This is a genomic window from Massilimicrobiota sp. An142, from assembly GCF_002160725.1.
Classification (GTDB): domain Bacteria; phylum Bacillota_I; class Bacilli_A; order Erysipelotrichales; family Coprobacillaceae; genus Allocoprobacillus; species Allocoprobacillus merdigallinarum.
This window is the reverse complement of sequence record NZ_NFLD01000010.1, coordinates 28,475-54,323: the sequence shown is the minus strand read 5'-3', so window position 1 is coordinate 54,323 and position 25,849 is coordinate 28,475. Positions and strand designations below refer to the sequence as shown.

Genomic DNA, 25,849 nt, shown 5'->3' with positions numbered 1-25,849 from the left:
TCATAAGTTAAAATGAGGTGAAAACTTGTGAATGATATTGATGAAATTAGAAGGAGAATGGAGAAGAGAAGGGCGCATCGTCATCCTGTCTTAACTGATCGTCATTTTTCTAAAATTTATAATGGTATGATTAAAGCAATGGTTGCTTTACTTGTGGGAATTGCTATTTGTGCATATGTTAAGGTTAGTCCTAATGGAGATTATATTAAAGATTACGTATTAAATGATTTGCAGTTTTCAAAAGTCACATCATGGATTAACCAGCATTTATTGTCTTTTCAAGGACAAGAGGAAACTGCAACTGTTTCATCAAAGATGAATTATACACATATCAAAGATAATTATTATACGAATCAGTCTAACGAAGTATTGAATTTTGGCAAGGGACGTGTCATCTATGTGGGAGAACAGAATTTATTAGGAAAATATGTAACGATTCTTTTAGAAAATAACATAGAAGTGACATTTGGAAATATGCAGGATGTTTTTGTAAGTATGTATGACCAGGTTGAAGAATCAACTATATTGGGAACATATGAAGATCAGGTTATGATTGTTTTTACTCAAGGTGAACAGGAAATTGATTATTCAACATTTGAAGAGCTTATATCATAAACTTTCTATCCACCCAATTACACTTGTTTATTTTCTTTTTTCATGGCTGGGAGGCTATTTGAAATGGTATCTTTCAACTTTATTGATTGTTTGTTTACATGAAATATGCCATCTCTTGATGGCATATTATTTTCATTTTCAAATTAAAAAGATAGAATTGCTTCCATTTGGAGCTTATTTGTATTTAAAAGATTTTTATTTTCAATCTATCTGGAAAGAAATGTGTGTTGTTTTAGCTGGACCATGTAGTCATTTGTTTATTTATGCAGGAATTCAAATGTTAAGTCATGGTGTTTATCAGGATTTTTTATTAACAATGAATATGTTTGTTTTGTGTTTTAATCTTTTACCTATCTATCCTTTGGATGGTGGTAGATTTCTAAGCTTACTTTTACAAAGTATTATGGATCTAAAAAAGTCTTTATTTTTGACTTTAAAAATATCTATTTTTGTATATTGTTTGCTTTTCTTGTTTTATTTGCAAATGAATACTGTTGTTATTTTATGCTATCTTTTTTATCAGCTATGTTGTTTTTATAGGTTTATTTTTATTTATTTAAGGACATATTATGGAAGGATACCATCTTTTTCTAATCAACGACCACCTCTTGTTCATGATTGTTTGATATATCGAAGAGGTTATCATAATTATTATGTTATTGATCAAAAAATGAGAGATGAAAAAGAAATGATACCAGAGCTTTTAAAAAGTATAAAAAAAAGAAAAATATAGGAAATTATCTTGTTTTTTTGGACGTGTTATGGTATTATACAACGGGTATTGAAAATACACACATTGTGAATTCATAAATCGAGTGCCTGTTCATGGTGGTTTATGTTAGAAACAATGGAGGAAAAAAACGAAAGGGAGGAAGTTACAATGGCAGTAATTTCAATGAAAAAATTATTAGAAGTGGGTGTTCATTTTGGACATCAAACAAAAAGATGGAATCCAAAAATGGCTCCATACATTTTCACAGCTAGAAACGGTATTTATATCATTGATTTAAAGAAATCATCTGATAAAATTGATGAAGCTTATGCAGCTTTAATGGATATCGTTGCTAAAGGTGGAAAAGTTTTATTTGTAGGAACTAAAAAACAAGCTCAAGAAGCTGTTCAAACTGAAGCTGAAAGATCTGGAAGTTTCTATGTAAATTCTCGTTGGTTAGGTGGAACATTAACTAACTTCAAAACTATCCAAAAGAGAATTAGAAGATTAAAAGAATTAGAAAAAATGGAAGAAGATGGAACTTTAGAATTATTCACTAAAAAAGAAGCAGTTCTTCTTATGAAAGAAAAAGCTAAGTTAGAAAAGAACTTAGGTGGTATCAAAGAAATGAGAAGATTACCAAATGCTTTATTTGTAGTAGATCCTAAAGTTGAACATAACGCAGTTGCAGAAGCAAGAATCTTAGGTATCCCTGTATTTGGTATCGTTGATACAAACTGTGATCCTGATGAAGTGGATTATGTAATCCCTGCTAATGATGATGCTATTAGAGCTGTTAAATTAATTGTAGCTGCTATGGCAGATGCAGTATGTGAAGCAAAAGGTGAACCAGTAACAGTTGCCTATGTAAAAGATGAAGATGATAAAGAAGTATCAATGAATGATGCTGTTGCTTCTGTAGAAGAAAATAAACAAAAAGGACCTAGATACAAAAATGCTGGACGTCCTAAAAATAACAAACCTGCTGAAGTAAGCAAACCAGCTGAAGTTAAAGAAGAAAAAACTGAAGCATAGTTAATAAGAGGGGAAGCTTATGCTTTCCTTTTTTTATAAAAAAGATGGAGGAGAAAAAAATGGCTATTAGTGCAAAATTAGTAAAAGAATTACGTGAAAAAACTGGTGCTGGAATGATGGATTGTAAAAAAGCACTTGAAGCTTGTAATGGTGATTTAGAAGCTTCTTTTGACTGGTTAAGAGAAAAAGGAATTGCTAAAGCTGCAAAAAAAGCAGATCGTATTGCTGCTGAAGGTTTAACTGCTTTTGTTGTTGATGGAAATGCTGCAGCAATCGTTGAAGTTAACTCTGAAACAGACTTCGTTGCTAAAAATGCTGAATTCCAGGAATTAGTAGCTTTAACAGCAAAAACAATTGTAAATGCAAAACCTCAAGATGTAGAAGCTGCTTTACAATTAGATGTTGAAGGTAAAGATTTAGGAACTGTTATTGCTGAAAAAAGTGGTAAAATTGGTGAGAAATTAAGTTTAAGAAGATTTACTGTAATGACTAAAAATGATGATGAAATCTTCGGTGCATATTCTCATATGGGTGGAAAAATGTGTGCTTTAGTTAAAGCTTCTGGTATTGATGAAGTGAAAGCTAAAGATGTTGCTATGCAAGTTGCTGCAATTGCTCCACAATATATTGATAGAACAGCTATTCCAGCTGAAATTTTAGAACATGAAAGAACTGTTTTAAAAGCTCAAGCTATGGAAGAAAATGCTAAGAGTGCAAAACCAAAACCAGAAAATATTATTGAAAAAATGATTGAAGGGCGTTTAAACAAAAACTTAAAAGAAATGTGCTTAGTTGATCAAGCATTCATTAAAGATTCTGATCAAACAGTAGCTCAATACTTAGGTAATGGTAAAGTTTTAGAAATGGTACGTTTTGAAGTTGGTGAAGGAATGGAAAAACGTGAAGAAAACTTTGCTGAAGAAGTTGCTGCTCAAATGAGAGGATAATTATATAAATAGAAAGGACACACTTTTTGTGCCCTTTTCTTGTAAAATGGAGGAGAGATCATATGAAGTACAAAAGAGTTTTATTAAAGCTAAGTGGTGAAGCATTAGCTGGTGAACAGGGATTTGGAATTAATCCAGTTGTTGTTGCAGATGTTGCAAGACAAATTAAAGATGCTAAAGATTTAGGTGTAGAAATTGCTATTGTTTGTGGTGGTGGAAACATTTGGCGTGGTAAAACTGGTAGTGATATGGGTATGGAAAGAGCCGCTGCTGACTATATGGGAATGTTAGCAACTGTGATGAATGGTATGGCTTTACAAAATGCATTAGAAGCTATTGGTTTGGATACACGTTTATTATCAGCTATTGATATGAAAGAAGTGGCAGAACCTTATATTAGAAGAAGAGCGGTACGTCATTTAGAAAAAAATCGTATTGTTATTTTTGGAGCAGGAACTGGTAGTCCATTCTTTACAACTGATACAACTGCTGCTTTGCGTGCTGCTGAAATGAATGCTGATGTTATTTTAATGGCTAAAAATGGTGTTGATGGTGTTTATTCAGCTGATCCTAAAATCGACCCACAAGCTAAAAAATATGATCATATAACATATTTAGATGTATTAAATGAAGATTTACATATCATGGACCAAACAGCAATTACATTATGTAAAGACAATGGTATCGATCTTTGTGTATTTAATATGCAAGAAGATGGTAATATTGCACGTGCATGTAATGGTGAATCAATTGGTACAATTATTTCAAAAGGAGGGAAAGAAACATGCTAGATTTAATTTTAGAAGAAACTAAAGAAAAAATGGAGAAATCTATTGAAGCTTTTAAACACGAACTTTCATCAGTAAGAACTGGTCGTGCCAATCCAACTATGCTTGATAGAGTAAAAGTTAATTACTGGGGTGAAATGACACCATTAAATCAAACTGCTGGTATTTCAGTTGTAGAAGGACGTCAACTTGTTGTTAAACCATATGATAAAAATATTTTAAAAGATATTGAACATGCTATTTATGAAGCTAATTTAGGATTAACACCACAAAATGATGGTGAAATTATTCGTATCAATGTCCCAGCATTAACTGAAGAAACAAGAAGAGAATACGTAAAACAAGCGAAAAAATATGCTGAAGATGCAAAAGTGGCTTTACGTAACATTCGTAGAAATGCTAATGATGATGTTGAAAAAGCTGATTTATCTGAAGATGAAGTTAAATTAGGTAAAGAGAAAGTTCAAAAATTAACTGATCAATATGTTAAAATCATTGATCAATTAACAAAAGACAAAGAAAATGATTTAATGACAGTTTAGTTTTTTAGACTCCTGCTTAAAAGTAGGAGTTTTTTTGTAGAATATTTTAAGATAAGAGTTCGCATGTTGAATCCTTTTATGTTATAATACAAAAAGATTATGAGGTGACGATATGTTTTTTAAGAAAAAAAGAAAAATAGATTATGATTTAGATATGACCAATATTCCTAAACATATTGCTTTTATTATGGATGGTAATGGTCGCTGGGCAAAAAAAAGAAAAATGCCACGTACATATGGACATCATGAAGGTACAAAAACAATTCGTACTTTAGCCTTAGAAGCAAACCGTCTTGGTGTAAAGGCTATGACTGTTTATGCTTTTTCTACTGAAAATTTTAAAAGAGATGCCAGTGAAGTCGAATATATTTTTAAATTACCTAAAGAATTTTTTAATCTTTATTTGAAGGAATTAATGGATAATGATGTTCAAATTCGTTATATTGGTCATTTAGAAATGGCTCCAATAGAAACACAGAAAATCATTAAAGATGCAATTGCACAAACAGCACAAAATCATGGGTTGATTTTGACATTTGCTTTTATTTATGGTGGCCGTGATGAAATTATTGAAGCAACAAAAGATATTTGCGAACAATATAAAAATGGTCATATTACTTTAGAAGATATTACAGAAGATTATTTTGAAAGACATCTTATGACAAAAGATCTTCCAGCTGTTGATTTAATGGTGAGAAGTAGTGGCGAATGTCGTTTATCAAATTTTTTACTTTGGCAATTAGCTTATGCTGAATTTGTTTTTGATGAGACATTATGGCCTGATTTTGATGAAGAGAGATTGCATCATGCTATTGCGATATATCAAGGTAGAGAAAGAAGATTTGGAGGTGTTTTAAAATGAAAACACGTATTATTACAGCTATTGTTCTTCTTATTGTTATTTTACCATGTGTGATATGGGGTAGTTTACCATTTAAGGTATTAATAGGTATTGTTGCAGGAATTGCTGTTTTTGAAATGCTATCTATCTGCAATCGTCCTAAAGCTCATATTTATTTATATCCAATCGTAGCTATCTTTGTATTTTATTCTTTATATTTTGAAAAATCATTACTGATTTCAAGTGAAATTATTATTTTATATATGATTATTTTAATGGCATGTAGTATGTTTGATGAAGGTATGAACTTTTTAAGATTGTGTTATTATTTTACATCAGGTGTTTTAATTGCTATGGGATTACATATGCTTTATCAACTACGTTTAACATATGGATTAGAATATATTTTGATTCTTGCTTTGGCTACTTTTGGTACAGATACAGGAGCTTATTTTACAGGGATGTGTTTTGGAAAGCATAAATTAAATCCTCGTCTTTCACCTAAAAAAACGATTGAAGGTTCGATTGGTGGAATCTTTTTAGGAACTGTTCTTTCTGCTGGATACGGTGCATATATTCAAATAGATATGCCCATAATCTGGTTGATTATTATGTGTTTCATATTAACAATGACAAGTCAAATTGGTGATTTAACTTTTAGTAGTATGAAAAGAACTTTTGAAGTCAAAGATTTTTCTCAGATTTTACCTGGTCATGGTGGGATTTTAGATCGTTTTGATTCAATTCTTTTTAATGCAATGGTTTTTGGTATTTTGATTCATTTTATAACAATGGTGGTGGCTTAATATGAAGAAAATTTGTGTTTTAGGAGTAACCGGTTCAATTGGTCAACAAACTGTTGATGTTGTGAAACATCATCGTGATGAGTTTGAAATTGTAGCCATGAGTGCTGGTCGAAATATTGATTTATTAGAACAGACAATGACAGTTATTCATGCTAAGCATATTTGTGTTCAAAATGAAGAAGATATGCTTTATCTTCAAAGAAAATACAAAGATGTTCATTTTTATTGTGGTCAGGAAGGTTTGGTAAGTATTGCGACTTTAAGTGAAATTGATATTGTTTTAAATGCAATTGTTGGTTTTGCTGGTTTGCTTCCTACAATGAATGCTATTAAAGCTCATAAAGATATTGCTTTGGCTAATAAAGAAACACTTGTTGTTGCTGGACATTTGATTATTCCTCTGATAAAAGAATATGGGGTACAGTTATTACCTGTAGATAGTGAACACTCTGCTATTTTTCAATGTATCAATGGTGAATATCATGGAGAAATTAATAAAATTATTTTAACAGCAAGTGGTGGAAGTTTTCGTGATAAAACAAGATCTGAACTTTCACATGTCAGTGTTGAAGATGCACTTAAGCATCCAAACTGGTCTATGGGTGCAAAGATTACCATTGATAGTGCGACTTTATTTAATAAAGGTCTTGAAGTCATGGAAGCCAAATGGCTTTTTGATGTTGATTATGACGATATAGAAGTTCTTATTCATCCAGAAAGTATTATACATTCCATGGTTGAATATAAGGATACTGCTGTTATTGCACAGCTTGGAACACCGGACATGCGTTTACCTATTCAATATGCTTTAACTTATCCGCATCGTTTCCCATTAATGGGTGGCAAACGTTTATCATTAAGTGAAGTGGGAACTTTGCATTTTGAAAAACCTGATTTTCATCGTTTTCATGCATTAGCTTTGGCATATGAAGCAGGGCGTAGAGGAGGTTCAATGCCATGTGTTTTAAATGGTGCAAATGAACAGGCAAATACTTTATTTTTAAAGAAAAAAATTGAATTTTTAGATATTGAAAAATATGTTGAAGAAGCTATGCGTGCGCATCATTGGATTGATCATCCAACTTTAGAACAACTCATTGAAATTGATCAATGGGCAAGAAATTTTGTAAAAGAAAGAGTAGGAGAAATATAGATGCAGACAATCATTACTATCATAGTATTTTTATTGATATTAGGTTCAATCATTATTATTCATGAATTTGGACATTTCATTGCTGCTAAAATTTTTGGTGTCTATTGTTCACACTTTTCAATAGGATTTGGTCCTAAATTATGGTCTAAAAAAGGTAAGGAAACGGAATATGAAATTCGTGCTTTGCCTTTTGGGGGCTTTGTTTCTATGGCTGGTGAAGAACAGAGTGATGAAGAAGAACTTAAAGATATTCCTCTTGAAAGAACTTTAAAAGGAATTAAAACATATCAGAAAGTGATTATCTTTTTGGCTGGAGTCTTTATGAATTTTGTATTGGCAGTTGTTGTCACATTTGGTGTTAATGCATTGAGTGGTCAGTTACCTGTTCAAACAGCTCAAGTTGGTCAAATTATAGAAAATTCTCCTGCTCAACAGGCAGGATTAGAAACGGGAGATACTATTCAAGAATTAACGATTAATGAAACAGGACAAGTTATTTTAGTATCAAATTTTGGGGATATTCAACTGACTCAAAAAGATCTTCAGACAACCGCATCTACAATCCATGTTCAAATTAAAGTGGATCGTGATGGGCAGACAAAAAATTTACAGGCAACTTTAAAATATGATCAGTCATCACAAGCTTATAAATTAGGAATTTATCAGGCAACACGTTCTATGAATATAGCTGAAGCGATTCAATATACGTTTATTTCTATTGGTGAAATGAGTGTTGCGATTTTTGTGGCTCTTGGTCAATTGATTACTCGTTTTAGTGAAACAGTTACACAGCTTTCTGGGCCTGTTGGGATTTATCAGGTCACTTCGCAGGTCACACAAACTGGGCAGATTACTTACATTTTAAATTTATTGGCTTTGCTTTCAGTCAATGTAGGTATCTTTAACTTATTGCCAATTCCTGGTTTGGATGGATGTCAGGTTATTTTTGCATTAATTGAAAAGGTTATTGGAAGAGAATTGCCTGAAAAAATCAAGATTGCTTTGCAGCTTTGTGGATTAGGATTGGTTATGTTATTAATGATTTTTGTCACATATCAAGATGTTTTAAGAATATTTCAATAAAAGGGATTTTTATCCCTTTTTGCTATAGGAGGTTTATTGGATGGATAAAATGCTTATATTATTACAGCAGCTTCATCTTGAAAACGAAGTTTCTGCTTTGAAACATGCTTATATTGAGCGTGTGATTGTACATAAAGATAACTCTTATACATTTTATATTGGTGCATCACATATTGTGCCATTAACAGAAATCAGATTATTATTCGCAGCTAAAAAAGAATTTCCTTATCCATGTGAATTTCTTTTTGATTGGGCATCTTCATATACTCCTCAAGACGTTAAAGAATATGCTCTATTTATTTTTGATGGATTAAAACATCGTTTTCCACAAATTGATTTTATTAAAGAAGATTTATTATCTTTTGAAAATAATACTCTTGAAATTGAGGTTATTAATGATATTCAACTCAATCAGCTAGAGAAATTATATAAAATTTTTGATAAGTATTTTAATAAATTTGGAATGCAAATTGGTTTTCATGCTTTTATTGATCAAAATAATCAAACATATCAATCCATCCAAGAGGAAATGGATGCTTTAAATGAAGTTCAAGTTGATATGAAAACATTTGATCAGGTTAGTGAAGCTCCAAAAAAAGAAAATAAACCAAAGTATCAAGGATATAAAAAAGATTATTTTTCATTAACAATTGATGAAATTGATGACACGGTCAAAGAAGTGATGATTCAAGGCTATGTTTTTAAAGAAGAATCTAAGAAAGTCAAATCAGGAAAAACAATTCAATCATTATATGTGACTGATTATACCAACAGTATTGTTGTTAAACGTTTTGAAAATAAAGGTGGCAACAGTGTTGAAGAGATGAATAAAGTCAAAAAAGGTAATGTTTGGGTACGTGTAAAAGGAAATGTTGAATATGATACATATATGAAAGATACTGTTATTGTGGCTCGAGAAGTAGAAGTCATTCCTTCACCTAAAATACGTCAAGATCAGTCTGAAAAAAAACGTGTTGAATTACATGTGCATTCAAAGATGTCAGCAATGGATGGAATTGGCAGTATTTCTGAGTATATCGAAAGAGCTGCTTATTGGGGACATCAGGCTATAGCTGTTACTGATCATGGAAATGTTCAATCATTTCCAGAGGCACAAACAGCAAGTCAGAAACATAAGATCAAAATGATTTATGGGGTCGAAATGTATATGATTGATCCAGAATTTACAGTTGTTTATAATGAAACAGACAAAACATTAAAAGATTTAACATTTGTATCTTTTGACCTTGAAACAACTGGATTATCTGTTATGGATGATGATATTACTGAATTTGGTGCGGTTAAAATAAAAAATGGACAGGAAATTGATCGTATTCAAAGCCTTATTAAACCTCATAAACGTATCTCACAGAAGATTACCAATTTAACACATATTACAAATGAAGATGTTAAAAATGCACCTTCAATTGAAGAATTTATACCGAAAATTTTAGACTTCTTTGGTGATGATGTTATTGTGGCTCATAATGCAACTTTTGATGTTGGATTTTTAAATGAAATCTTAACACGATATGGATATCAGAAATTAAAGAATCCAGCTATTGACTCATTAACTTTAGCGTGGAAGCTTTTACCAGATTTGAAAGGATATCGTTTAGGTAATGTTGCCAGACATTATCGTATTCCTTATGATGGTGATGATGCCCATCGTGCTGATTATGATGCTGAAGTTTTAGCTGGTGTTTTTAATATGATGTTACATGATTTGATGCAACAAGGTTATTATAATGTATTGGATATGAATAAAATGGAATGTCCACAGGCATATAAGATTGTTCGTCCTAAACACATGTGTGTTCTTGCTAAAGATAAAACAGGTTTAAAAAATATGTTTAAACTTGTTTCTGAAGCGAATACAACTTATTTTGAAAAAACATCACGTATTCCACGAGAACGTTTAGAGTTTTATCGTGAAGGTTTATTATTTGGTAGTGGGTGCTATAACTCAGAAATTTTTGATCTTGCAATGACAAGAAGTCTTGATGAATTAAAAAAAGCGATGTCTTTTTATGATTATATTGAAATTCTTCCATTAGATATATGCCAATATTTTGTTGAAAGAGGCCGTATTGATACGATGGAAGATCTCACTCGTATTTTGCGTCGTATTGTAGATACTGCAAAAGAAATGGGAAAATTGATTGTTGCAACTGGTGATGTTCATTATTTAGATCAAAAAGATAAAATTTTCCGAGATGTTTTTACATGCAATCCTAAGATTGGATTAGGTGGAGCTTTGCATCCATTGACAGATCGTAATAATCCTACAGCCTGGATACCTGATGAGTATTTACGTACAACTCAGGAAATGATGGATAGTCTTTCTTATTTAAGTGAAGATGAAAAGTATGAATATGTTATTGAAAATACAAATAAAATTGCAGATATGATTGATGGTTCCTTCCATGTTGTTCATGATAAATTATTTACACCTCATATTGATAATGCTGATGAAAATTTACGTCAATTATGTTTTGATAATGCGCATAAACAATATGGCAAAGTTCTACCTGATATTGTTGAAAAGCGTTTAACAAAGGAATTAGATAATATCATTAAACATGGGTTTGGAGTTATCTATTATATTGCACATAAGCTTGTTAAAAAATCTAATGAAGCAGGCTATCTTGTAGGAAGTCGAGGATCAGTAGGGTCGTCATTTGTTGCGACAATGGCCAATATTTCAGAAGTTAATCCTTTACCTCCGCATTATTATTGCCCACATTGTCAATATAATGAGTTTTTACCGGAAGGGTATATTGCTAATGGTTATGATCTTCCTGATAAAAAATGTCCAAAATGTGGACATCCTTTAAAAGGTGATGGACATAACATTCCATTTGAAACATTCTTGGGATTTAATGCTGATAAAGTACCGGATATTGATTTGAACTTCTCAGGTGATTATCAACCAACGGCTCATGCTTATACAAAAGAAATTTTTGGTGAAAGTCATGTCTATCGTGCCGGTACAATCTCAACTGTAGCTGAAAAAACAGCTTATGGTTATGCAAAAGGTTATGCAGAGTTAATGGGAAAAGAAAATACTATGCGTCAGGCTGAACTGGAAAGAATTGCTAAAGGATGTACGGGTGTAAAACGTACAACTGGTCAGCATCCAGGAGGAATCATTGTTATTCCTGAAAATATGGATGTCTTTGATTTTACACCATATCAATATCCTGCTGATGATTTATCTGCGGAATGGAAAACGACGCACTTTGACTTCCATGCTATTCATGATAATGTATTAAAATTTGATATTTTAGGACATGTTGATCCAACCGTTATTAGAATGCTGCAAGATTTAACTGGCGTTAATCCTAAGGATATTCCAACCAATGATCCAAAAGTCATGAGTTTATTTAATTCGACAGAAGCATTAGGCATTGATTTGAGTTATTTAAACTGTAAAACGGGAGCACTTGGATTGCCTGAGTTTGGTACTAAGTTTGTACGTGGGATGCTTGAACAGACGCATCCAACTTCATTTAGTGATTTGGTTATTTTATCAGGGCTATCTCATGGAACAGATGTTTACCTTGGAAACGCTGAAACACTGATTAGTTCAGGAACATGTACGCTAAAAGAAGTTATTGGGTGTCGTGATGATATTATGGTTTATTTGATTGAAAAAGGTCTACCTAATAAAGATGCTTTTGATATTATGGAATGCGTTCGTAAAGGAAAATCACCGGTTGTTTTTCCAGAGAAAAAATATGAAGAGCTAATGCGTCAGCATGATGTACCAACATGGTATATTGAATCATGTAAAAAAATCAAATACATGTTCCCTAAAGCTCATGCTGCTGCGTATGTTTTAAGTGCCGTACGTGTTGCTTGGTGGAAATTATATTATCCTAGAGAATATTATGCTGTCTATTTCACGACACGTTGTGATGCCTATGATATTGAAACGATGATTCAAGGAAAGGAAGCTGTCTATGCGAAATATCAGAGCATTTTAAATGATAAGCAAAACGGAGTCAAAATTTCAAATAAAGAAGAAGCTTTGATTTCTGTTTTTGAAATCGCCTTAGAAATGTTTGAAAGAGGAATGCATTTTAGTAATATTTCTTTGGAAAAATCTGATTCGCAGAACTTTATTATAGATCCAGATGATGACTCGGCATTATTACCACCATTTGTTTCTATTGACGGTTTAGGAACATCCGTTGGTGATAGTGTTGTTGAAGCACGACAGAAAAATAGATTCTTATCAAAAGAAGATGTCATGAAACGTACAAAATTAACAAATAATCAAATTGATTTTCTAACAAAACTGGGGGCATTTGAAAATATGTCTGAAGAGAATCAATTATCATTATTTGATTTCTCATAAAAATGGTGATGAAAGCATTGTTTTTTGTGATTGATTATGTTATATTATAAAAGTAATCAGTGATTTACGAGAGGGGAAACCCTCTCGTTTATATTTGTAAACGGAGGATTATATGCTAGAAAAAATCAAACAACTTATTCAACCTATATTAAATGATCATGATGTTTATTTAGATGACATTGAATATGTCAAAGAAAAAAATGAATGGTATTTAAGAATTTTTATTGAGAAAAATAATGGTCATCTTGATATGGATACATGTGTTGCAGTGAGTGAAGCTATTAGCGATATGTTAGATCAGGAAGATTTGATTGAAGATGAGTATTATTTAGAAGTATCTTCACCTGGTGCTGAAAAACCATTAAAAACACTTGAAAAAGTTCAACAATCTATTGGAGAGTATGTATATATCCAGTTTAAGAATCCAACTCAAGGCATGAATGAGGTTTATGGGACAATACTGAATGTTGAAGGTACTCAAATTGAGTTACAGTATATGGTAAAAAACATTAAGAAAAAATGCAATATTGATTATAATGATATTGCTTTTATAAGGTTAGCTGTTAAATTTTAAGGAGGATAATGTAAAATGGCTAGTAAAAAATTTATTCAGGCACTTGATTTATTAGAAAGTGAAAAAGGTATCAAAAAAGAAATTGTGCTTGATGCTTTAAAAGAAGCATTAGAAAAATCATATAAAAAGAACTATGGTGGTCCTGAGTCAATTATTCGTGTTGAAATTAATGAAATCAATGGAAAGATTCGTTTATATGAGATTAAACATGTTGTTGATGATGTCAATGATGAAGATTATGAACTGTCTTTAGAAGAAGCTCAAATGATTAATCCTAAGTATCAAATAGGTGATGATGTTGTCACTGAAGTTGATCCAGAAGTTTTTGGACGTTTGGCAGCTATTCAGACAAAACAGTTGTTGAAACAAAAAATTCGTGAAGCTGAAAAAGAAACATTATATAACGAATATATTGATAAAAAAGATGATATTATTAATGGAACTGTTGATCGCGTGGAAGAACGTTTTGCGATTATTAATATTGGTAGAACAGGTGCTTTATTACCATTAAATCAACAAATTCCAGGTGAAAAGATATATGAAGGGCAACGTATTAAAGTTTATGTGAGTGATGTTGAACGTAATACAAAAGGAACACATATTGGTGTTTCAAGAACAGAACCTGGATTAGTAAAAAGATTATTTGAAATGGAAGTTCCTGAAATTTATGATGGAACTGTTGAAATCAAATCTGTATCTCGTGAAGCTGGAGATCGTAGCAAGATTGCAGTTTATACAAGTCATGAAAATATTGATCCTATTGGAGCATGTGTTGGTCCAAAAGGAAGCCGTGTACGCAATGTTGTGAATGAATTAAATGGAGAAATGATTGATATTGTTGAATGGAGTGAAGATCCAGTTGTGTATATTTCACACGCCTTATCACCATCAGATGTTGTACATGTCGATATTGATGAAGAAAAACACAGTGCTTTAGTTATAGTTCCTGATAATCAGTTATCACTTGCTATTGGAAAAAGAGGTCAAAATGCACGTTTAGCAGTACGATTAACTGGATGGAAAATAGATATCAAGTCAGTTAGTGAAGCTGCAAATGAAGGTATTATATATGGTGAAGATGCTGAATTTGAAAAATCATTTGAAGCAGAAATGATAAAAGAAGACGAACCTGTTATTGAAGAATCATTTGAAGATAAATTATCTGAAACAGATGAAGAATTACAAGAAAATTTCGAAGAAAATGATATAATAGAAGAAGATAGTGATATGTATCAAGAAGATCATGATGAATCAGAGGAATCAGAAGAATTCGATGATTATGATGACTATGATGAGTATGATGATTATGATTATGATCCAAAATATGATGAAGACATTGATTATGATGAATTTGACAAATATTATGATGAAAAATAGGGGTGATTTTGAGTGCGAAAGATACCTTTAAGAAAGTGTGTAGCAACACAAGAACAATTGCCTAAAAAAGAATTGATTCGTGTGGTGAGAAATAAAGAAGGTGAAGTATTTGTTGATCCAACAGGAAAGATGAATGGAAGAGGTGCTTATTTAAAAAGAAGCCTTGAAGCAATTGAAATAGCTCAAAAAAAAGGAGTTTTAAAAAAATCTCTTGAAGTAGATATACCTGATGAGATTTTTGAAGAATTAAAAAAATATGTTGGATAAAAGTACGATTTCATTGTTGGGATTAGCAATGCGTGCTAGAAAAATTGCTACAGGAGATGTGTTATTAAAGTCAATTCGACAAAAAAAGGTTGATTTTGTTATCATTGCAGAAGATGCAAGTGATAATACCAAAAAGAAATATATTGATAAATGTACCTATTATCATATTGATTATTGTGTTATGGGACAAAGTGAAGAACTTTCTCAAGCCATTGGGAAAAACAATCGTGTTGCGTTAGGTATATTGGATAAAGGTTTTGCAAATAAAATCAAATCAAAATGAGGAGGTTGATATTATGGCAAAAAAGAATACATCAACAAAGAAAAAGGGAAACCATCATAAAAAGAAACTCATTTCTAATATTCCACAAAAAAAGGAAGAAAAGAAATTGGGAGATGGAATTATTGAATATGAAGATGGTATTACAGTTGGTGAATTAGCTGAGATGATTGGACAGACACCAGCTAATGTTATTAAAGTTTTATTCATGCTTGGAACAATGGTAACAATCAATTCATCATTAAATGATGAACAAGTTGAGTTAATTTGTCTTGAGTATGGTTATGAAGTAAAGAAAAAGGTTATTGTCAGTGAAATTAACTTTGAAGATATTGAAATCATTGATGATGAAGCTGATTTAGTTGGTCGTCCACCAGTTGTTACAATTATGGGACATGTTGATCATGGTAAGACAACTTTACTTGATTATATTAGAAAGTCAAGAGTGGCAGAAGGCGAATTTGGTGGTATTACTCAACATATTGGTGCTTATCAGGTTGAAGTGAATGGAAAGAAAATCACGTTCTTGGATACGCCTGGACATGAAGCATTTACTGCAATGCGTGCCCGTGGAGCGCAATTAACAGACATTGTTATTATTGTTGTTGCTGCTGATGATGGCGTTATGCCACAAACAAAAGAAGCAGTTGACCATGCCTTAGCTGCTGGTGTACCTATTGTTGTCGCTATTAATAAAATTGATAAAGAAGGTGCTGATCCTGAACGTATCAAAGGTGAAATGAGTGAATTAGGTTTAATGCCTGAAGAATGGGGTGGAGATACAGTTTACTGTAATATTTCTGCAAAAAAAGGAATTGGAATTCAGGAATTATTAGAAACATTGACAGTTGTTGCAGAACTTGCTGATTTAAAAGCAAATCCAAAACGTTATGCTTATGGTAGTGTTGTTGAAGGTCGTTTGGATAAAGGAAGAGGACCTGTTGCAACTTTACTTGTACAAAATGGAACATTAAGAGCTGGAGATCCAATTGTTGTTGGAACTGCCTTTGGACGTGTTCGTCAGATGCTTGGTGATCATGGAAAAGAATTAAAAGAAGCTGGTCCTTCAACTCCAGTAGAAATTACAGGATTGAATGATGTGCCTGTAGCTGGTGATAAGTTTATGGCATTTGAAACTGAAAAGATGGCTCGTCATGTTGGAGAAGAAAGACAAAAGGCTAAACAGGAACAAGATCGTGGTGTTAGCTCAGCAATGAGCTTAGATGATTTGTTCAATCAGATTAAAGAAGGACAGGTTGCTCATTTAAATATTATTGTCAAAGCTGATGTCAATGGTACAGCTGAGGCTGTTAAGGGTTCATTAGAAAAGATTGATATTGATGGTGTACGTGTCAATGTTATTCGTTCGACTGTTGGTGCAATCAGTGAATCTGATGTTTTATTGGCTAGTGCTTCTAAAGCTATTATTTATGGATTTAATGTTCGTCCTGATGCTAACGTAAGACGTAAAGCAGAGGAAGAAGGAGTAGAAATCAGACTTCATAATATTATTTATAAAATGGTTGAAGAAATTGAAGCGGCTATGCGTGGTATGCTTGCTCCTGAATTAGAAGAAGTTGTAACTGGTCAAGCTGAAATTAGACAAGTTATCAAGGTTTCTAAAATTGGAAATATTGCTGGTTCATATGTAACAGATGGATATATACGTAGAGATTGTGGTATTCGTTTAATCCGTGATGGTGTTGTTATTTATGAAGGAAAATTAGCATCTTTAAAACGATTTAAAGACGATGCAAAAGAAGTATCGGCTGGGTATGAATGTGGTATGACAATTGAAAACTATAATGATATTAAAGAAGGAGATATCATTGAAGGATTCATCATGGAAGAAGTCGAAAGAAAATAGGAGCTGATCTTTTATGGTATTAAAAAAAGAAAAATTAAATAATATTATTCAAAGAGAATTATCTGATATTATTCAAATGGAAGTTAAAGATCCAGCCATAGGTTTTTGTACGATTACTGGTGTAGAAGTAACAAATGATTTATCAATTGCTAAAGTTTATGTTTCTTTTTTAAATAAAAATCCTCAAAAAAGAATGGAAGCTTTACAACATTCTAAAGGATTTATTCGTACTCTTTTAGCAAAACGTTTAACAGTTCGTAAATGTCCTGAGCTACAGTTTGTTATAGATACATCAATTGAATATGGTAATAAAATTGAAAGTATTATTGAAGAATTAAACCAACAAAAAAAGATTTCTAATGATTAGAAATCTTTTTTTATATATTGTTTGAAGATTAAGGTTAATAAGCATATAATAATAGAAGGAGGACATAAAAAATGAAAAAATGTATTATAAACGGGAAAATCATTTTACATGATGAAATTGTAAACAAAAATGTATTTATTGAAGATGATAAGATTACAGAAATTAGTGATCGTCAACCAGAAGATGAAGATATTATTGATGCAAAAGGTGCTTATGTAAGCCCAGGTTTCATTGATGTACATACGCATGGTCGTGGTGGTAGTGATACGATGTATGCTACATTTGATGATTTAAACACAATCTCTAAAGCAACTTTAAAAACAGGAGTAACATCATTTTTACCAACAACAATGACTATGCCTGTTGATGATATTGCTAAAGCTATTGAAAATATTGCTGTCAATAAAGATAAAGTTGAAGGGGCTCAAGTTTTAGGTACACACTTAGAGGGACCTTTCTTTAATAAAAAATATAAAGGAGCACAACCAGAAGAATGTATGATTTTGCCAACAGTTGATAATTATTTATCTTTTGTTCAAGATCATCAGGATATCATCAGAAAAATTTCTATTGCTCCTGAATTAGAACACTCATTAGAACTCATATCTTATTTAAAAGATAAGAATACAGTTGTTTCTTTAGGACATACAAATGCAACTTATGAACAAGCTCAAGCGGCTATTGATGCGGGGGCAACTTCAGGAACACATACTTATAATGCTATGACACCATTAACACATAGAGCACCAGGTGTTGTTGGAGCTGTTATGATCAACGATAGTGTTTATGCAGAATTGATTTTAGATGGCGTACATGTCAATTATGCAGCTGCTAAAGCATTATTACGTAGTAAAGGTAAAGATAAATTGATTTTAATTACAGATTCTCTTGAAGCAGCAGGCTTGGAAAATGGAAAATATCTTTTAGGAAATCAAGATGTTTATGTAAAAGACGGAGAAGCAAGATTGATTGATGGAACATTAGCAGGAAGTATTGTTTCAATGAATGTGGCTGTTAAAAATGCTTATGAGCATCTTGGATTAACATTGAATGAAGCTGTCAATTTAGCAAGTTATAATCCTGCTCAGAGTTTAAATGAACCATTATTAGGAGAAATTAAAGTGGGAAATTATGCAGATATTATTTTCTTTGATGACAACATTCAAATCCAACAAACAATGATTAAGGGACAATTGAAATAGGTAGGTATAGAATATGGTGATTTTAAAAAATAGCGAATTAGAAGTTGAATTAAATGCAAAAGGTGCTGAAATTATTAAAATTATCGGACAGCATGATCAAATAAACTATATGTGGCGTAGAGATCCATCATTATGGGCAAGTAGTGCACCAATACTTTTCCCAATTGTAGGAGCTTTGCATAATGATGAATGTCGTATAGATGGACAAACATATCATATGACACAACATGGTTTTTCTAGACATAATGAATATATGACACATCAATTATCTGATACTTGCGTTGAGTTTGAATTAACTCCAAATGAAGATATTTTAAAACAATATCCATATTTATTTAATTTGAAAGTCATTTATACTTTAAAAGGGAATACATTGGAATGCCAATGTGTTGTCAAAAATACTGATCAAAAAACAATTTATTTCCAGATTGGTGGACATCCAGCATTTGCATGTCCGTTTATGGAAAATGAATCAAGTAATGATTACTATGTTGAATTTGAAAAAGAAGAAACTCTTGATCAGAAAGTCATTGATGTTGCTCATCGTGCCATGTCACGTACAACAAAACCATTTTTTGATCATGAAAAACGTTTCTTTGTAAGACAGGCATTATTGGATAATGATGCTATTGTGTTTAAAAATTTTCAATCAAGTTATGTTGCATTAAAATCAATTAATCATCAAAAAGCTATTTATTTCCATATGAAAAATTATCCACATCTTGGTATCTGGGCAAGTAAACATGTCGGTGGATTATTAGCTTTAGAACCATGGAACGGACATGGAGATTATATCGACTTTGATGGCGAATTTAAAGATAAAGAAGGTATCATTTCATTAGAACCACAACAAGAATTCAGTTGCCAATTTGCTATTGAAATACGTCAATAGTTGACAAATTGAATATGGTCATGATGTTATAATAGACATATGAAAATTAAAATCATAGAAAAAACACATGAATTGGATTTAGAAGATGCACTTAATGAATTTATTCAAAAAGAAAATCCACAAATTCAGGATATGCAATATCAGGTTGCTTTAACATCATGTCATGGAAATCTTGAATACAGTTTTAGTTGTTTGATTGTATATTCATAGTCCATCAAGCCATAATAATATATGGAGGTGAAACTATGGCTAAGGATGTTAAATGTAGCGTAGATAGTTGTAAATATTATTGTGATGGATGTTGTGAAGCAAACTGTATTCATGTCGGTAATTGTCACTGCGTTGAAGCAAAGAAAAATGCAGAAACTGCTTGTGATACATTTGAATGTCGTGGAAAATAAATTTTTCAATGTTGTATTGAAAATAAGGTATTGTTATGCTAGTCATAATGATACCTTTTTTCATTATGAGCATGATGATTTCATATAGCTATCTAATTATAAATTTGTTATAATAGAAGCGGTGATGATATGAAAAAAATATTATTATGTTTATTGATTTCTTTGTTCTGTGTGGCATGTCAATCATCATCTTCTGATGAACAATTTCAGGAATATTATCAAATTAAAGAACAGTTAATATCACATCAGGAATTTGATACAGATTATCCATTTCATGTTCAAGTTGTTTTTTATGATTTAGAAGATAGTTATCGTTATGATGTTATTATCGACCAGCCACAGGTTGATATGTATTATATCGAGGCTATGGCATATGCTCATGAAGATGATCAAAAGATGTGTCCGGTTTTAGGAATTGTTGATGACTCTATCAGCCACATGAAAGTTGATTATATTGATAAAAGTCAACATTTTTATAAAGGAGTTCAGCTTTCTGGAGAAACTGAAAAGATACAAGATGTAAAAATATATGTTTGTTATTATTTGGATAAAGAAAAAACACAAAAAGTAGAAAAATATATTGAGGTACAATCATGAGATTAGATAAATTATTAGCCCATTGTGGTTTTGGGACACGTAAAGAAGTAAAACAATTAATCAAAAATGGTTATGTGAAAGTCAATGGTGAAGTTATTAAAAAAGATAAACATCATGTTGATCCTGTAGGAGATAAGGTCTATGTTGATGATGAACGTATTCATTATCAGGAATATGTTTATTATATGTTAAATAAACCTGCTGGCTATGTGAGTGCCACTGAAGATAATGTTTATCCAACTGTTATTGATTTAATTGAAGAAAATTATCGCCAAGATTTATTTCCTGTTGGGAGATTAGATGTTGATACTGAAGGCTTATTATTGATTACAAATGATGGTGTTCTTGCTCATCAGCTGTTATCACCTAAAAAACATTGCCCTAAAGTGTATTATGCAAAAATTCAAGGTGTTGTAACAGATGATGATGTTCAAACCTTTTTATCTGGTGTTGTTATTGATAATGAATTTCAATGTCAAAGTGCACATTTAAAAATTTTATCAACAACACAAAATCATAGTGAGATTGAAGTAGAAATCTATGAAGGAAAATTCCATCAGGTTAAGAAAATGTTTCATGCTGTTGGTAAAGAAGTTCTTTATTTAAAAAGAATACGTATGAAAAATTTAAACTTAGATGAAAATCTTGAATTAGGAGCTTATCGTCCTTTAACTGATGAAGAATTAGATAGATTAAAGAGTGAAACTGTGTTACAATAAAAAAATATAGGAGGCTTATATGCGTTTAAGAAATAATCCTAAAGCTAATGATATTTTAGCTGCACATGATGATATTGTGATTTTAGATGGTAAACAATATCGTGGAAAATGGAATGAGTTATTTGGAAATTCAAATCCTATATATATTGAAATTGGAATGGGTAAGGGTGATTTTATTATTGAAAATGCTTTACGTTATCCAAATATCAACTATATTGGAATTGAAAAATTTCCAAGTGTTATGGTCGGAGCTATAAAAAAAATAGATCAATTAGAAAAAATACCATCAAATTTAAAATTATTAAAAGAAGATGCCATTCTTTTAACAGAAGTTTTTGGTAAACATGAAGTGAATCGTATACATTTAAATTTTAGTGATCCTTGGCCTAAGAAAAGACATACAAAAAGACGTTTAACATCACCTGCATTTTTAGATGTATATCAAAATATTCTTATTGATAATGGTGAATTGATTTTAAAAACAGATAACCGTTTATTGTTTGAATATTCTTTGGTGTCATTTCAAAACTATGGATTACATTTTGAAGATGTATGCTTAGACTTGCATCATAGTGAAGGATATGAGGATAATATTCAAACAGAATATGAGAGAAAGTTTTCTCCATTTGGTCCAATATATCAAGTCAAAACAACATTTAAAGGAGTTAATAAAAATGGATAATTTAATAAAGATTAGTGATTTACAAGCATTTGAAAATGCAATTAAAGGAAATGCTATGTTAGTATTTTCAACAACATGGTGTCCAGATTGTCATTTTTTAAAAACATTTATTGATGATTTAGTAGCACAAAATCCAGAGTGGACTTTCTATTATATAGATCGTGATGAAATGGTTGATTTGTGTATTGATTTAGAGATTATGGGTATTCCATCTTTCGTCGCTTATCGTGATGGTAAAGAAGTTGGAAGATATGTCAATAAATTAAGAAAAACACAACAGCAGATTCAGGAGTTTATTGATCAGATTGATTAGAAAATGAGAAATAGAAATAATGTTGTAAGGAGGAAAGCAAAATGTTTAAAAAGTTTTTTAAAAAAGAAGAGGAAGAAGAATTATTTGAAAAAGTTGATCCTGTTTTAGAACAAAGACGTAAAGAAAAATTTAGTACTCCTCTTATTTATAATGATGAGGTTGAAACAAAGAAAAATATCAAAAAAGAAGAGCCAAAGAAAAAAGAGGTTAAAAAAAGTGCGCCTGCAGAATCTACTTATCGTATGAGTGAGATTATATCTCCAATGACAGGTTTAAAAGAGACAAAAAAACCAGAAGTTAAAAAGGTGGCAAAACCTAAGGTTAAGAAAGTCAAAAAGGAATCAGATGAATTAATTCCCATTATTAGTCCGTTTTACGGTCCTTTTGAAAATGTGCAAGAAGAAAAGACAAAAAAACCAAAAAAGGTTGAAGTGGAAGAACCAAGTGTTGAACAGAATTTAAGAAATATAGCAAATATTGTTGAAGAAGAACAAGATCAATTAAAAATTATTGAAGAGAGAACTGGTGAATTTAAGCTAGATTTCCAAAACAAAGATGAGGATTCTTTCATTGATGAAATTGATGATTCTATGAGTTTAGATGAATTAATGAGTCTTTATGAAAAAAAGTTTAAAGATTAATGAAGGGAATAGGTGTTGATATTATTGATCTTGAACGTTTAGATATTCATAATCTCAATTTTGTTAAACATATTTTATCGCCAAAAGAATATCAGATATTTACAAAAATGAATTCTCCTAAAAGACAATTAGAATTTTTAGGAGGACGTTTTGCTGGTAAAGAAGCTTATATGAAAGCTTGTCATGTCGGTATTGGAGCAATGGCTTTTCATGATATTGAAATTTTAAATGATGAAAGAGGTGCGCCTTATTTACATGATTCTCATGCTCATATTTCTATTTCACATGAAAATAAATATGCAATTGCATTTGTTTTGCTTGAAAAGTAAAGATTTTCTTTACTTTTTTCTTTTATAGGCATGACTCATTTTAATAAATTGGTTCATATTTTTGTATGATTTTTCTATTTTTTTATCATTTTATGTTTTTTGAGCTTCCAAAATATAAAGAAAAGTTATAAAAAGGGTAAAAATGACCATTTTTGGTACTTTTTGTATTTTCCTATATACTCATAGATGAGGAGGTAAAATATAAAAATGTTTAATGAAATTATTTTAATAGGGAGACTTGCTGAAAATCCAAAATTCAAAGAAACACCGACTGGTGTTAAATTAGCAACTTTAATCTTAGATGTAGAAAGACCTTATCGTAATAATTTAGGGATTAGAGATCATGATTATATTAGTTGTGTTCTTTGGAAAGGCATAGCTCAAGAAGTTATGGATTGTTGCGAAGCAGGAAGTTTTTTAGGAATTAAAGGAAGGCTTCAGTCTAAAACATTTGAATCTCCTGATCATTTATCTACAACGATCATGGAAGTCAAAGTTGAACATGTTGAATTTTTGGATAAGTATTTTATGAAAAAATAGTCATTTGACTATTTTTTTGTTTTCTTTTAAGATAGAATTGTGTAAAATAGATAAGAATAGAAAGGGGAGATAAAGATGAGTATTGATCAGTCACATATTAGAAATTTTTCTATTATCGCCCATATTGATCATGGAAAATCGACTCTTGCTGATAGAATTTTACAACTTACTGGGGCAGTGAGTGATCGTGATATGAAGGAACAGTTACTTGATAGTATGGACTTGGAAAGAGAAAGAGGTATTACTATTAAATTAAATGCTGTTCAATTGACTTATAAAGCCAAAAATGGCGAAACATATCTTTTGCATTTAATAGATACACCCGGTCATGTAGACTTTACATATGAAGTTTCACGCTCTTTAGCTGCATGCGAGGGAGCTGTATTGGTTGTTGATGCTGCTCAAGGTGTTGAAGCGCAGACATTAGCTAATGTCTTTTTAGCATTAGATAATGATTTAGAGATTTTACCAGTTATTAATAAAATTGATTTACCAAGCGCAGACCCACAGCGTGTTATTCATGAAATTGAAGATATTATAGGTTTACCAGCTGATGAAGCACCTTTGATTTCAGCCAAAACTGGATTAAATATCGAAGATGTTTTGGAAGATATTGTTTTGAATGTTCCTGCACCACGTGGTGATATTTCTCATCCTACACAGGCTTTGATTTTTGATTCTTATTATGACAGTTATCGAGGTGTTATTGTTTTTGTTTGTATCAAAGAAGGAAAAATAAAAGTTGGAGATCATATTCGTTTTATGGCTACTGGAGCTGTTTATGAAGTGTTGGAAGTAGGGGTCAGAACACCAAAAGAGGTTAAAAAAGAAGAACTTGTAACAGGGGAAGTTGGATGGATTGCTGCTTCGATTAAATCCATTAGTGACGTTCATGTCGGTGATACAATTACAACTTTAGAACAACCTTCAAATGTTCAGTTACCAGGATATCGTCAATTAAATCCAATGGTTTACTGTGGTTTGTATCCTGTTGATAATGCAAAGTATAAAGATTTAAGAGAAGCATTAGAAAAAATGAAATTAAGTGATTCATCACTTGTTTTTGAACCGGAAACGTCACAGGCTTTAGGATTTGGATTCCGTTGTGGATTTTTAGGCCTTTTACATATGGATGTTATTGAAGAACGTCTTGAAAGAGAATTTGATCTTGAATTAATAGCTACGGCGCCATCCGTTATTTATCATTGTTATTTAACAGATGGTTCTATGATTGAAATTGACAATCCTGCTGCATTGCCTGGACCACAAAGAATCGATCATATTGAAGAACCATTTGTTAAGGCTTCAATTATGACACCTAATGAATATGTAGGTCCAATTATGGAACTATGCCAATCTAAACGTGGTGAATATCAGGATATTGAATATATTGATGACTTGAGAAGAAATGTTGTTTATCTGATTCCATTAAGTGAGATTGTCTATGACTTTTTTGATAAATTAAAATCATGTACAAAAGGATACGCTTCTTTTGATTATGAATTAGATGGTTATAAAGAAAGTCGATTAACACGTATGGATATTTTATTGAATGGTGATGTTGTAGATGCTTTATCAACAATTGTTCATAAAGATTTTGCTTATAATCGTGGTCGTATTATTTGTGAGAAATTAAAAGAGATTATCCCAAAACAGATGTTTGAAGTTCCTATTCAAGCTGCAATACAGGGTAAAGTTATTGCGAGAACAAATATCAAAGCTATGCGTAAAAACGTTTTAGCAAAATGTTATGGTGGGGATATTTCACGTAAGAAAAAACTTTTAGAAAAACAAAAAGAAGGTAAAAAACGAATGAAAGCAGTAGGAAGTGTAGAAATTCCTCAAGAAGCTTTTATGGCTATTCTTTCTGTTGATGATGATTAAGAGAATTTGTGAAATTCTCTTTTTCTTATGGG

29 protein-coding genes are annotated in these 25,849 nt (G+C 31.4%); all 29 read left to right on the top strand.

The window, feature by feature from the left end; all coding sequences use genetic code 11:
• Positions 1–27 precede the first annotated feature (27 nt).
• The 29 genes from B5E87_RS06265 to lepA all read left to right on the top strand — a co-directional run bounded on the left by B5E87_RS06265 (position 28) and on the right by lepA (position 25,817).
• Positions 28–615, top strand: coding sequence for a M23 family metallopeptidase (locus B5E87_RS06265; RefSeq protein ID WP_087244073.1), 588 nt, complete (start codon positions 28–30; stop codon positions 613–615).
• 58 nt (positions 616–673) lie between these two features.
• Positions 674–1,348 carry a site-2 protease family protein gene (locus B5E87_RS06260; RefSeq protein ID WP_241147140.1) on the top strand — a complete coding sequence of 225 codons (675 nt, stop codon included), beginning with the start codon at positions 674–676 and terminating at the stop codon, positions 1,346–1,348.
• Positions 1,349–1,495: 147 nt separating this feature from the next.
• On the top strand, positions 1,496–2,362 hold the full coding sequence (gene rpsB / locus B5E87_RS06255; protein ID WP_087244093.1) for a 30S ribosomal protein S2: 867 nt from the start codon (positions 1,496–1,498) through the stop codon (positions 2,360–2,362).
• Between the two features lie 59 nt (positions 2,363–2,421).
• On the top strand, positions 2,422–3,309 hold the full coding sequence (gene tsf, locus B5E87_RS06250) for a translation elongation factor Ts (protein ID WP_087244071.1): 888 nt from the start codon (positions 2,422–2,424) through the stop codon (positions 3,307–3,309).
• A 62-nt stretch (positions 3,310–3,371) separates the two neighbouring features.
• Positions 3,372–4,100 (top strand): UMP kinase, encoded by a 729-nt coding sequence (gene pyrH / locus B5E87_RS06245; protein WP_087244070.1) that lies wholly within the window; start codon positions 3,372–3,374, stop codon positions 4,098–4,100.
• Positions 4,094–4,639 (top strand): ribosome recycling factor, encoded by a 546-nt coding sequence (gene frr / locus B5E87_RS06240; RefSeq protein ID WP_087244069.1) that lies wholly within the window; start codon positions 4,094–4,096, stop codon positions 4,637–4,639. Before pyrH ends, frr begins: the two co-directional genes overlap by 7 nt.
• Before the next feature lie 112 nt (positions 4,640–4,751).
• On the top strand, positions 4,752–5,501 hold the full coding sequence (locus B5E87_RS06235) for an isoprenyl transferase (protein WP_087244068.1): 750 nt from the start codon (positions 4,752–4,754) through the stop codon (positions 5,499–5,501).
• Positions 5,498–6,286, top strand: a complete 789-nt coding sequence (locus B5E87_RS06230; RefSeq protein ID WP_087244067.1) for a phosphatidate cytidylyltransferase — start codon at positions 5,498–5,500, stop codon at positions 6,284–6,286. The genes B5E87_RS06235 and B5E87_RS06230 overlap by 4 nt, the downstream gene beginning before the upstream one ends.
• A gap of 1 nt (position 6,287) precedes the next feature.
• Positions 6,288–7,439: a 1-deoxy-D-xylulose-5-phosphate reductoisomerase gene (locus B5E87_RS06225; protein ID WP_087244066.1), complete on the top strand. Its 1,152-nt coding sequence runs from the start codon at positions 6,288–6,290 to the stop codon at positions 7,437–7,439.
• Positions 7,440–8,522 carry a M50 family metallopeptidase gene (locus B5E87_RS06220; protein WP_087244065.1) on the top strand — a complete coding sequence of 361 codons (1,083 nt, stop codon included), beginning with the start codon at positions 7,440–7,442 and terminating at the stop codon, positions 8,520–8,522.
• 40 nt (positions 8,523–8,562) lie between these two features.
• Positions 8,563–12,885, top strand: coding sequence for a PolC-type DNA polymerase III (locus tag B5E87_RS06215; protein WP_087244064.1), 4,323 nt, complete (start codon positions 8,563–8,565; stop codon positions 12,883–12,885).
• A 112-nt stretch (positions 12,886–12,997) separates the two neighbouring features.
• Positions 12,998–13,459, top strand: a complete 462-nt coding sequence (locus B5E87_RS06210) for a ribosome maturation factor RimP (RefSeq protein WP_087244063.1) — start codon at positions 12,998–13,000, stop codon at positions 13,457–13,459.
• Between the two features lie 15 nt (positions 13,460–13,474).
• Positions 13,475–14,836 (top strand): transcription termination factor NusA, encoded by a 1,362-nt coding sequence (gene nusA / locus B5E87_RS06205; RefSeq protein WP_087244062.1) that lies wholly within the window; start codon positions 13,475–13,477, stop codon positions 14,834–14,836.
• Positions 14,837–14,848: 12 nt separating this feature from the next.
• A complete protein-coding gene (gene rnpM / locus B5E87_RS06200; protein ID WP_087244061.1) occupies positions 14,849–15,103 on the top strand; it encodes an RNase P modulator RnpM in 255 nt (84 codons plus the stop codon).
• Complete coding sequence (locus B5E87_RS06195; RefSeq protein ID WP_087244060.1) at positions 15,093–15,386, top strand: L7Ae/L30e/S12e/Gadd45 family ribosomal protein; 294 nt, start codon at positions 15,093–15,095, stop codon at positions 15,384–15,386. Before rnpM ends, B5E87_RS06195 begins: the two co-directional genes overlap by 11 nt.
• Before the next feature lie 13 nt (positions 15,387–15,399).
• Positions 15,400–17,250 carry a translation initiation factor IF-2 gene (gene infB / locus B5E87_RS06190; protein WP_087244059.1) on the top strand — a complete coding sequence of 617 codons (1,851 nt, stop codon included), beginning with the start codon at positions 15,400–15,402 and terminating at the stop codon, positions 17,248–17,250.
• A 13-nt stretch (positions 17,251–17,263) separates the two neighbouring features.
• Complete coding sequence (gene rbfA / locus B5E87_RS06185) at positions 17,264–17,617, top strand: 30S ribosome-binding factor RbfA (protein WP_087244058.1); 354 nt, start codon at positions 17,264–17,266, stop codon at positions 17,615–17,617.
• 71 nt (positions 17,618–17,688) lie between these two features.
• Positions 17,689–18,819, top strand: a complete 1,131-nt coding sequence (gene nagA, locus B5E87_RS06180; protein WP_087244057.1) for an N-acetylglucosamine-6-phosphate deacetylase — start codon at positions 17,689–17,691, stop codon at positions 18,817–18,819.
• A gap of 13 nt (positions 18,820–18,832) precedes the next feature.
• On the top strand, positions 18,833–19,711 hold the full coding sequence (locus B5E87_RS06175) for an aldose 1-epimerase family protein (RefSeq protein WP_087244056.1): 879 nt from the start codon (positions 18,833–18,835) through the stop codon (positions 19,709–19,711).
• 39 nt (positions 19,712–19,750) lie between these two features.
• Positions 19,751–19,921, top strand: a complete 171-nt coding sequence (locus tag B5E87_RS06170) for a sporulation protein Cse60 (RefSeq protein ID WP_087244055.1) — start codon at positions 19,751–19,753, stop codon at positions 19,919–19,921.
• Between the two features lie 35 nt (positions 19,922–19,956).
• Positions 19,957–20,112: a DUF1540 domain-containing protein gene (locus B5E87_RS06165; protein ID WP_087244054.1), complete on the top strand. Its 156-nt coding sequence runs from the start codon at positions 19,957–19,959 to the stop codon at positions 20,110–20,112.
• 129 nt (positions 20,113–20,241) lie between these two features.
• A complete protein-coding gene (locus B5E87_RS06160; protein ID WP_087244053.1) occupies positions 20,242–20,709 on the top strand; it encodes a hypothetical protein in 468 nt (155 codons plus the stop codon).
• On the top strand, positions 20,706–21,428 hold the full coding sequence (locus B5E87_RS06155) for a pseudouridine synthase (RefSeq protein WP_087244052.1): 723 nt from the start codon (positions 20,706–20,708) through the stop codon (positions 21,426–21,428). Before B5E87_RS06160 ends, B5E87_RS06155 begins: the two co-directional genes overlap by 4 nt.
• Positions 21,429–21,447: 19 nt before the next feature.
• A complete protein-coding gene (gene trmB / locus B5E87_RS06150) occupies positions 21,448–22,110 on the top strand; it encodes a tRNA (guanosine(46)-N7)-methyltransferase TrmB (protein ID WP_087244051.1) in 663 nt (220 codons plus the stop codon).
• Positions 22,103–22,423 carry a thioredoxin family protein gene (locus tag B5E87_RS06145; protein ID WP_224762514.1) on the top strand — a complete coding sequence of 107 codons (321 nt, stop codon included), beginning with the start codon at positions 22,103–22,105 and terminating at the stop codon, positions 22,421–22,423. The genes trmB and B5E87_RS06145 overlap by 8 nt, the downstream gene beginning before the upstream one ends.
• A gap of 41 nt (positions 22,424–22,464) precedes the next feature.
• On the top strand, positions 22,465–23,064 hold the full coding sequence (locus B5E87_RS06140; protein WP_087244049.1) for a hypothetical protein: 600 nt from the start codon (positions 22,465–22,467) through the stop codon (positions 23,062–23,064).
• Complete coding sequence (gene acpS, locus B5E87_RS06135) at positions 23,064–23,393, top strand: holo-ACP synthase (RefSeq protein WP_087244048.1); 330 nt, start codon at positions 23,064–23,066, stop codon at positions 23,391–23,393. The genes B5E87_RS06140 and acpS overlap by 1 nt, the downstream gene beginning before the upstream one ends.
• A 207-nt stretch (positions 23,394–23,600) precedes the next feature.
• Positions 23,601–23,933 carry a single-stranded DNA-binding protein gene (locus B5E87_RS06130; RefSeq protein ID WP_087244047.1) on the top strand — a complete coding sequence of 111 codons (333 nt, stop codon included), beginning with the start codon at positions 23,601–23,603 and terminating at the stop codon, positions 23,931–23,933.
• A 75-nt stretch (positions 23,934–24,008) separates the two neighbouring features.
• Positions 24,009–25,817, top strand: a complete 1,809-nt coding sequence (gene lepA, locus B5E87_RS06125) for a translation elongation factor 4 (protein ID WP_087244046.1) — start codon at positions 24,009–24,011, stop codon at positions 25,815–25,817.
• Positions 25,818–25,849: the final 32 nt, after the last annotated feature.

What these genes read in the sequence shown, in the direction of transcription:
- infB (WP_087244059.1), top strand. Translation starts at nt 15,400, where the DNA reads ATGGCAAAAAAGAATACATCAACAAAGAAAAAGGGAAACCATCATAAA.
- B5E87_RS06155 (WP_087244052.1), top strand. Translation starts at nt 20,706, where the DNA reads ATGAGATTAGATAAATTATTAGCCCATTGTGGTTTTGGGACACGTAAA.
- B5E87_RS06195 (WP_087244060.1), top strand. Translation starts at nt 15,093, where the DNA reads ATGTTGGATAAAAGTACGATTTCATTGTTGGGATTAGCAATGCGTGCT.
- pyrH (WP_087244070.1), top strand. Translation starts at nt 3,372, where the DNA reads ATGAAGTACAAAAGAGTTTTATTAAAGCTAAGTGGTGAAGCATTAGCT.
- tsf (WP_087244071.1), top strand. Translation starts at nt 2,422, where the DNA reads ATGGCTATTAGTGCAAAATTAGTAAAAGAATTACGTGAAAAAACTGGT.
- B5E87_RS06210 (WP_087244063.1), top strand. Translation starts at nt 12,998, where the DNA reads ATGCTAGAAAAAATCAAACAACTTATTCAACCTATATTAAATGATCAT.
- B5E87_RS06145 (WP_224762514.1), top strand. Translation starts at nt 22,103, where the DNA reads ATGGATAATTTAATAAAGATTAGTGATTTACAAGCATTTGAAAATGCA.
- frr (WP_087244069.1), top strand. Translation starts at nt 4,094, where the DNA reads ATGCTAGATTTAATTTTAGAAGAAACTAAAGAAAAAATGGAGAAATCT.
- B5E87_RS06235 (WP_087244068.1), top strand. Translation starts at nt 4,752, where the DNA reads ATGTTTTTTAAGAAAAAAAGAAAAATAGATTATGATTTAGATATGACC.
- trmB (WP_087244051.1), top strand. Translation starts at nt 21,448, where the DNA reads ATGCGTTTAAGAAATAATCCTAAAGCTAATGATATTTTAGCTGCACAT.
- B5E87_RS06175 (WP_087244056.1), top strand. Translation starts at nt 18,833, where the DNA reads ATGGTGATTTTAAAAAATAGCGAATTAGAAGTTGAATTAAATGCAAAA.
- B5E87_RS06165 (WP_087244054.1), top strand. Translation starts at nt 19,957, where the DNA reads ATGGCTAAGGATGTTAAATGTAGCGTAGATAGTTGTAAATATTATTGT.
- B5E87_RS06230 (WP_087244067.1), top strand. Translation starts at nt 5,498, where the DNA reads ATGAAAACACGTATTATTACAGCTATTGTTCTTCTTATTGTTATTTTA.
- acpS (WP_087244048.1), top strand. Translation starts at nt 23,064, where the DNA reads ATGAAGGGAATAGGTGTTGATATTATTGATCTTGAACGTTTAGATATT.
- rbfA (WP_087244058.1), top strand. Translation starts at nt 17,264, where the DNA reads ATGGTATTAAAAAAAGAAAAATTAAATAATATTATTCAAAGAGAATTA.
- B5E87_RS06225 (WP_087244066.1), top strand. Translation starts at nt 6,288, where the DNA reads ATGAAGAAAATTTGTGTTTTAGGAGTAACCGGTTCAATTGGTCAACAA.
- B5E87_RS06140 (WP_087244049.1), top strand. Translation starts at nt 22,465, where the DNA reads ATGTTTAAAAAGTTTTTTAAAAAAGAAGAGGAAGAAGAATTATTTGAA.
- lepA (WP_087244046.1), top strand. Translation starts at nt 24,009, where the DNA reads ATGAGTATTGATCAGTCACATATTAGAAATTTTTCTATTATCGCCCAT.
- nagA (WP_087244057.1), top strand. Translation starts at nt 17,689, where the DNA reads ATGAAAAAATGTATTATAAACGGGAAAATCATTTTACATGATGAAATT.
- rpsB (WP_087244093.1), top strand. Translation starts at nt 1,496, where the DNA reads ATGGCAGTAATTTCAATGAAAAAATTATTAGAAGTGGGTGTTCATTTT.
- nusA (WP_087244062.1), top strand. Translation starts at nt 13,475, where the DNA reads ATGGCTAGTAAAAAATTTATTCAGGCACTTGATTTATTAGAAAGTGAA.
- B5E87_RS06130 (WP_087244047.1), top strand. Translation starts at nt 23,601, where the DNA reads ATGTTTAATGAAATTATTTTAATAGGGAGACTTGCTGAAAATCCAAAA.
- B5E87_RS06170 (WP_087244055.1), top strand. Translation starts at nt 19,751, where the DNA reads ATGAAAATTAAAATCATAGAAAAAACACATGAATTGGATTTAGAAGAT.
- B5E87_RS06160 (WP_087244053.1), top strand. Translation starts at nt 20,242, where the DNA reads ATGAAAAAAATATTATTATGTTTATTGATTTCTTTGTTCTGTGTGGCA.
- B5E87_RS06215 (WP_087244064.1), top strand. Translation starts at nt 8,563, where the DNA reads ATGGATAAAATGCTTATATTATTACAGCAGCTTCATCTTGAAAACGAA.
- B5E87_RS06220 (WP_087244065.1), top strand. Translation starts at nt 7,440, where the DNA reads ATGCAGACAATCATTACTATCATAGTATTTTTATTGATATTAGGTTCA.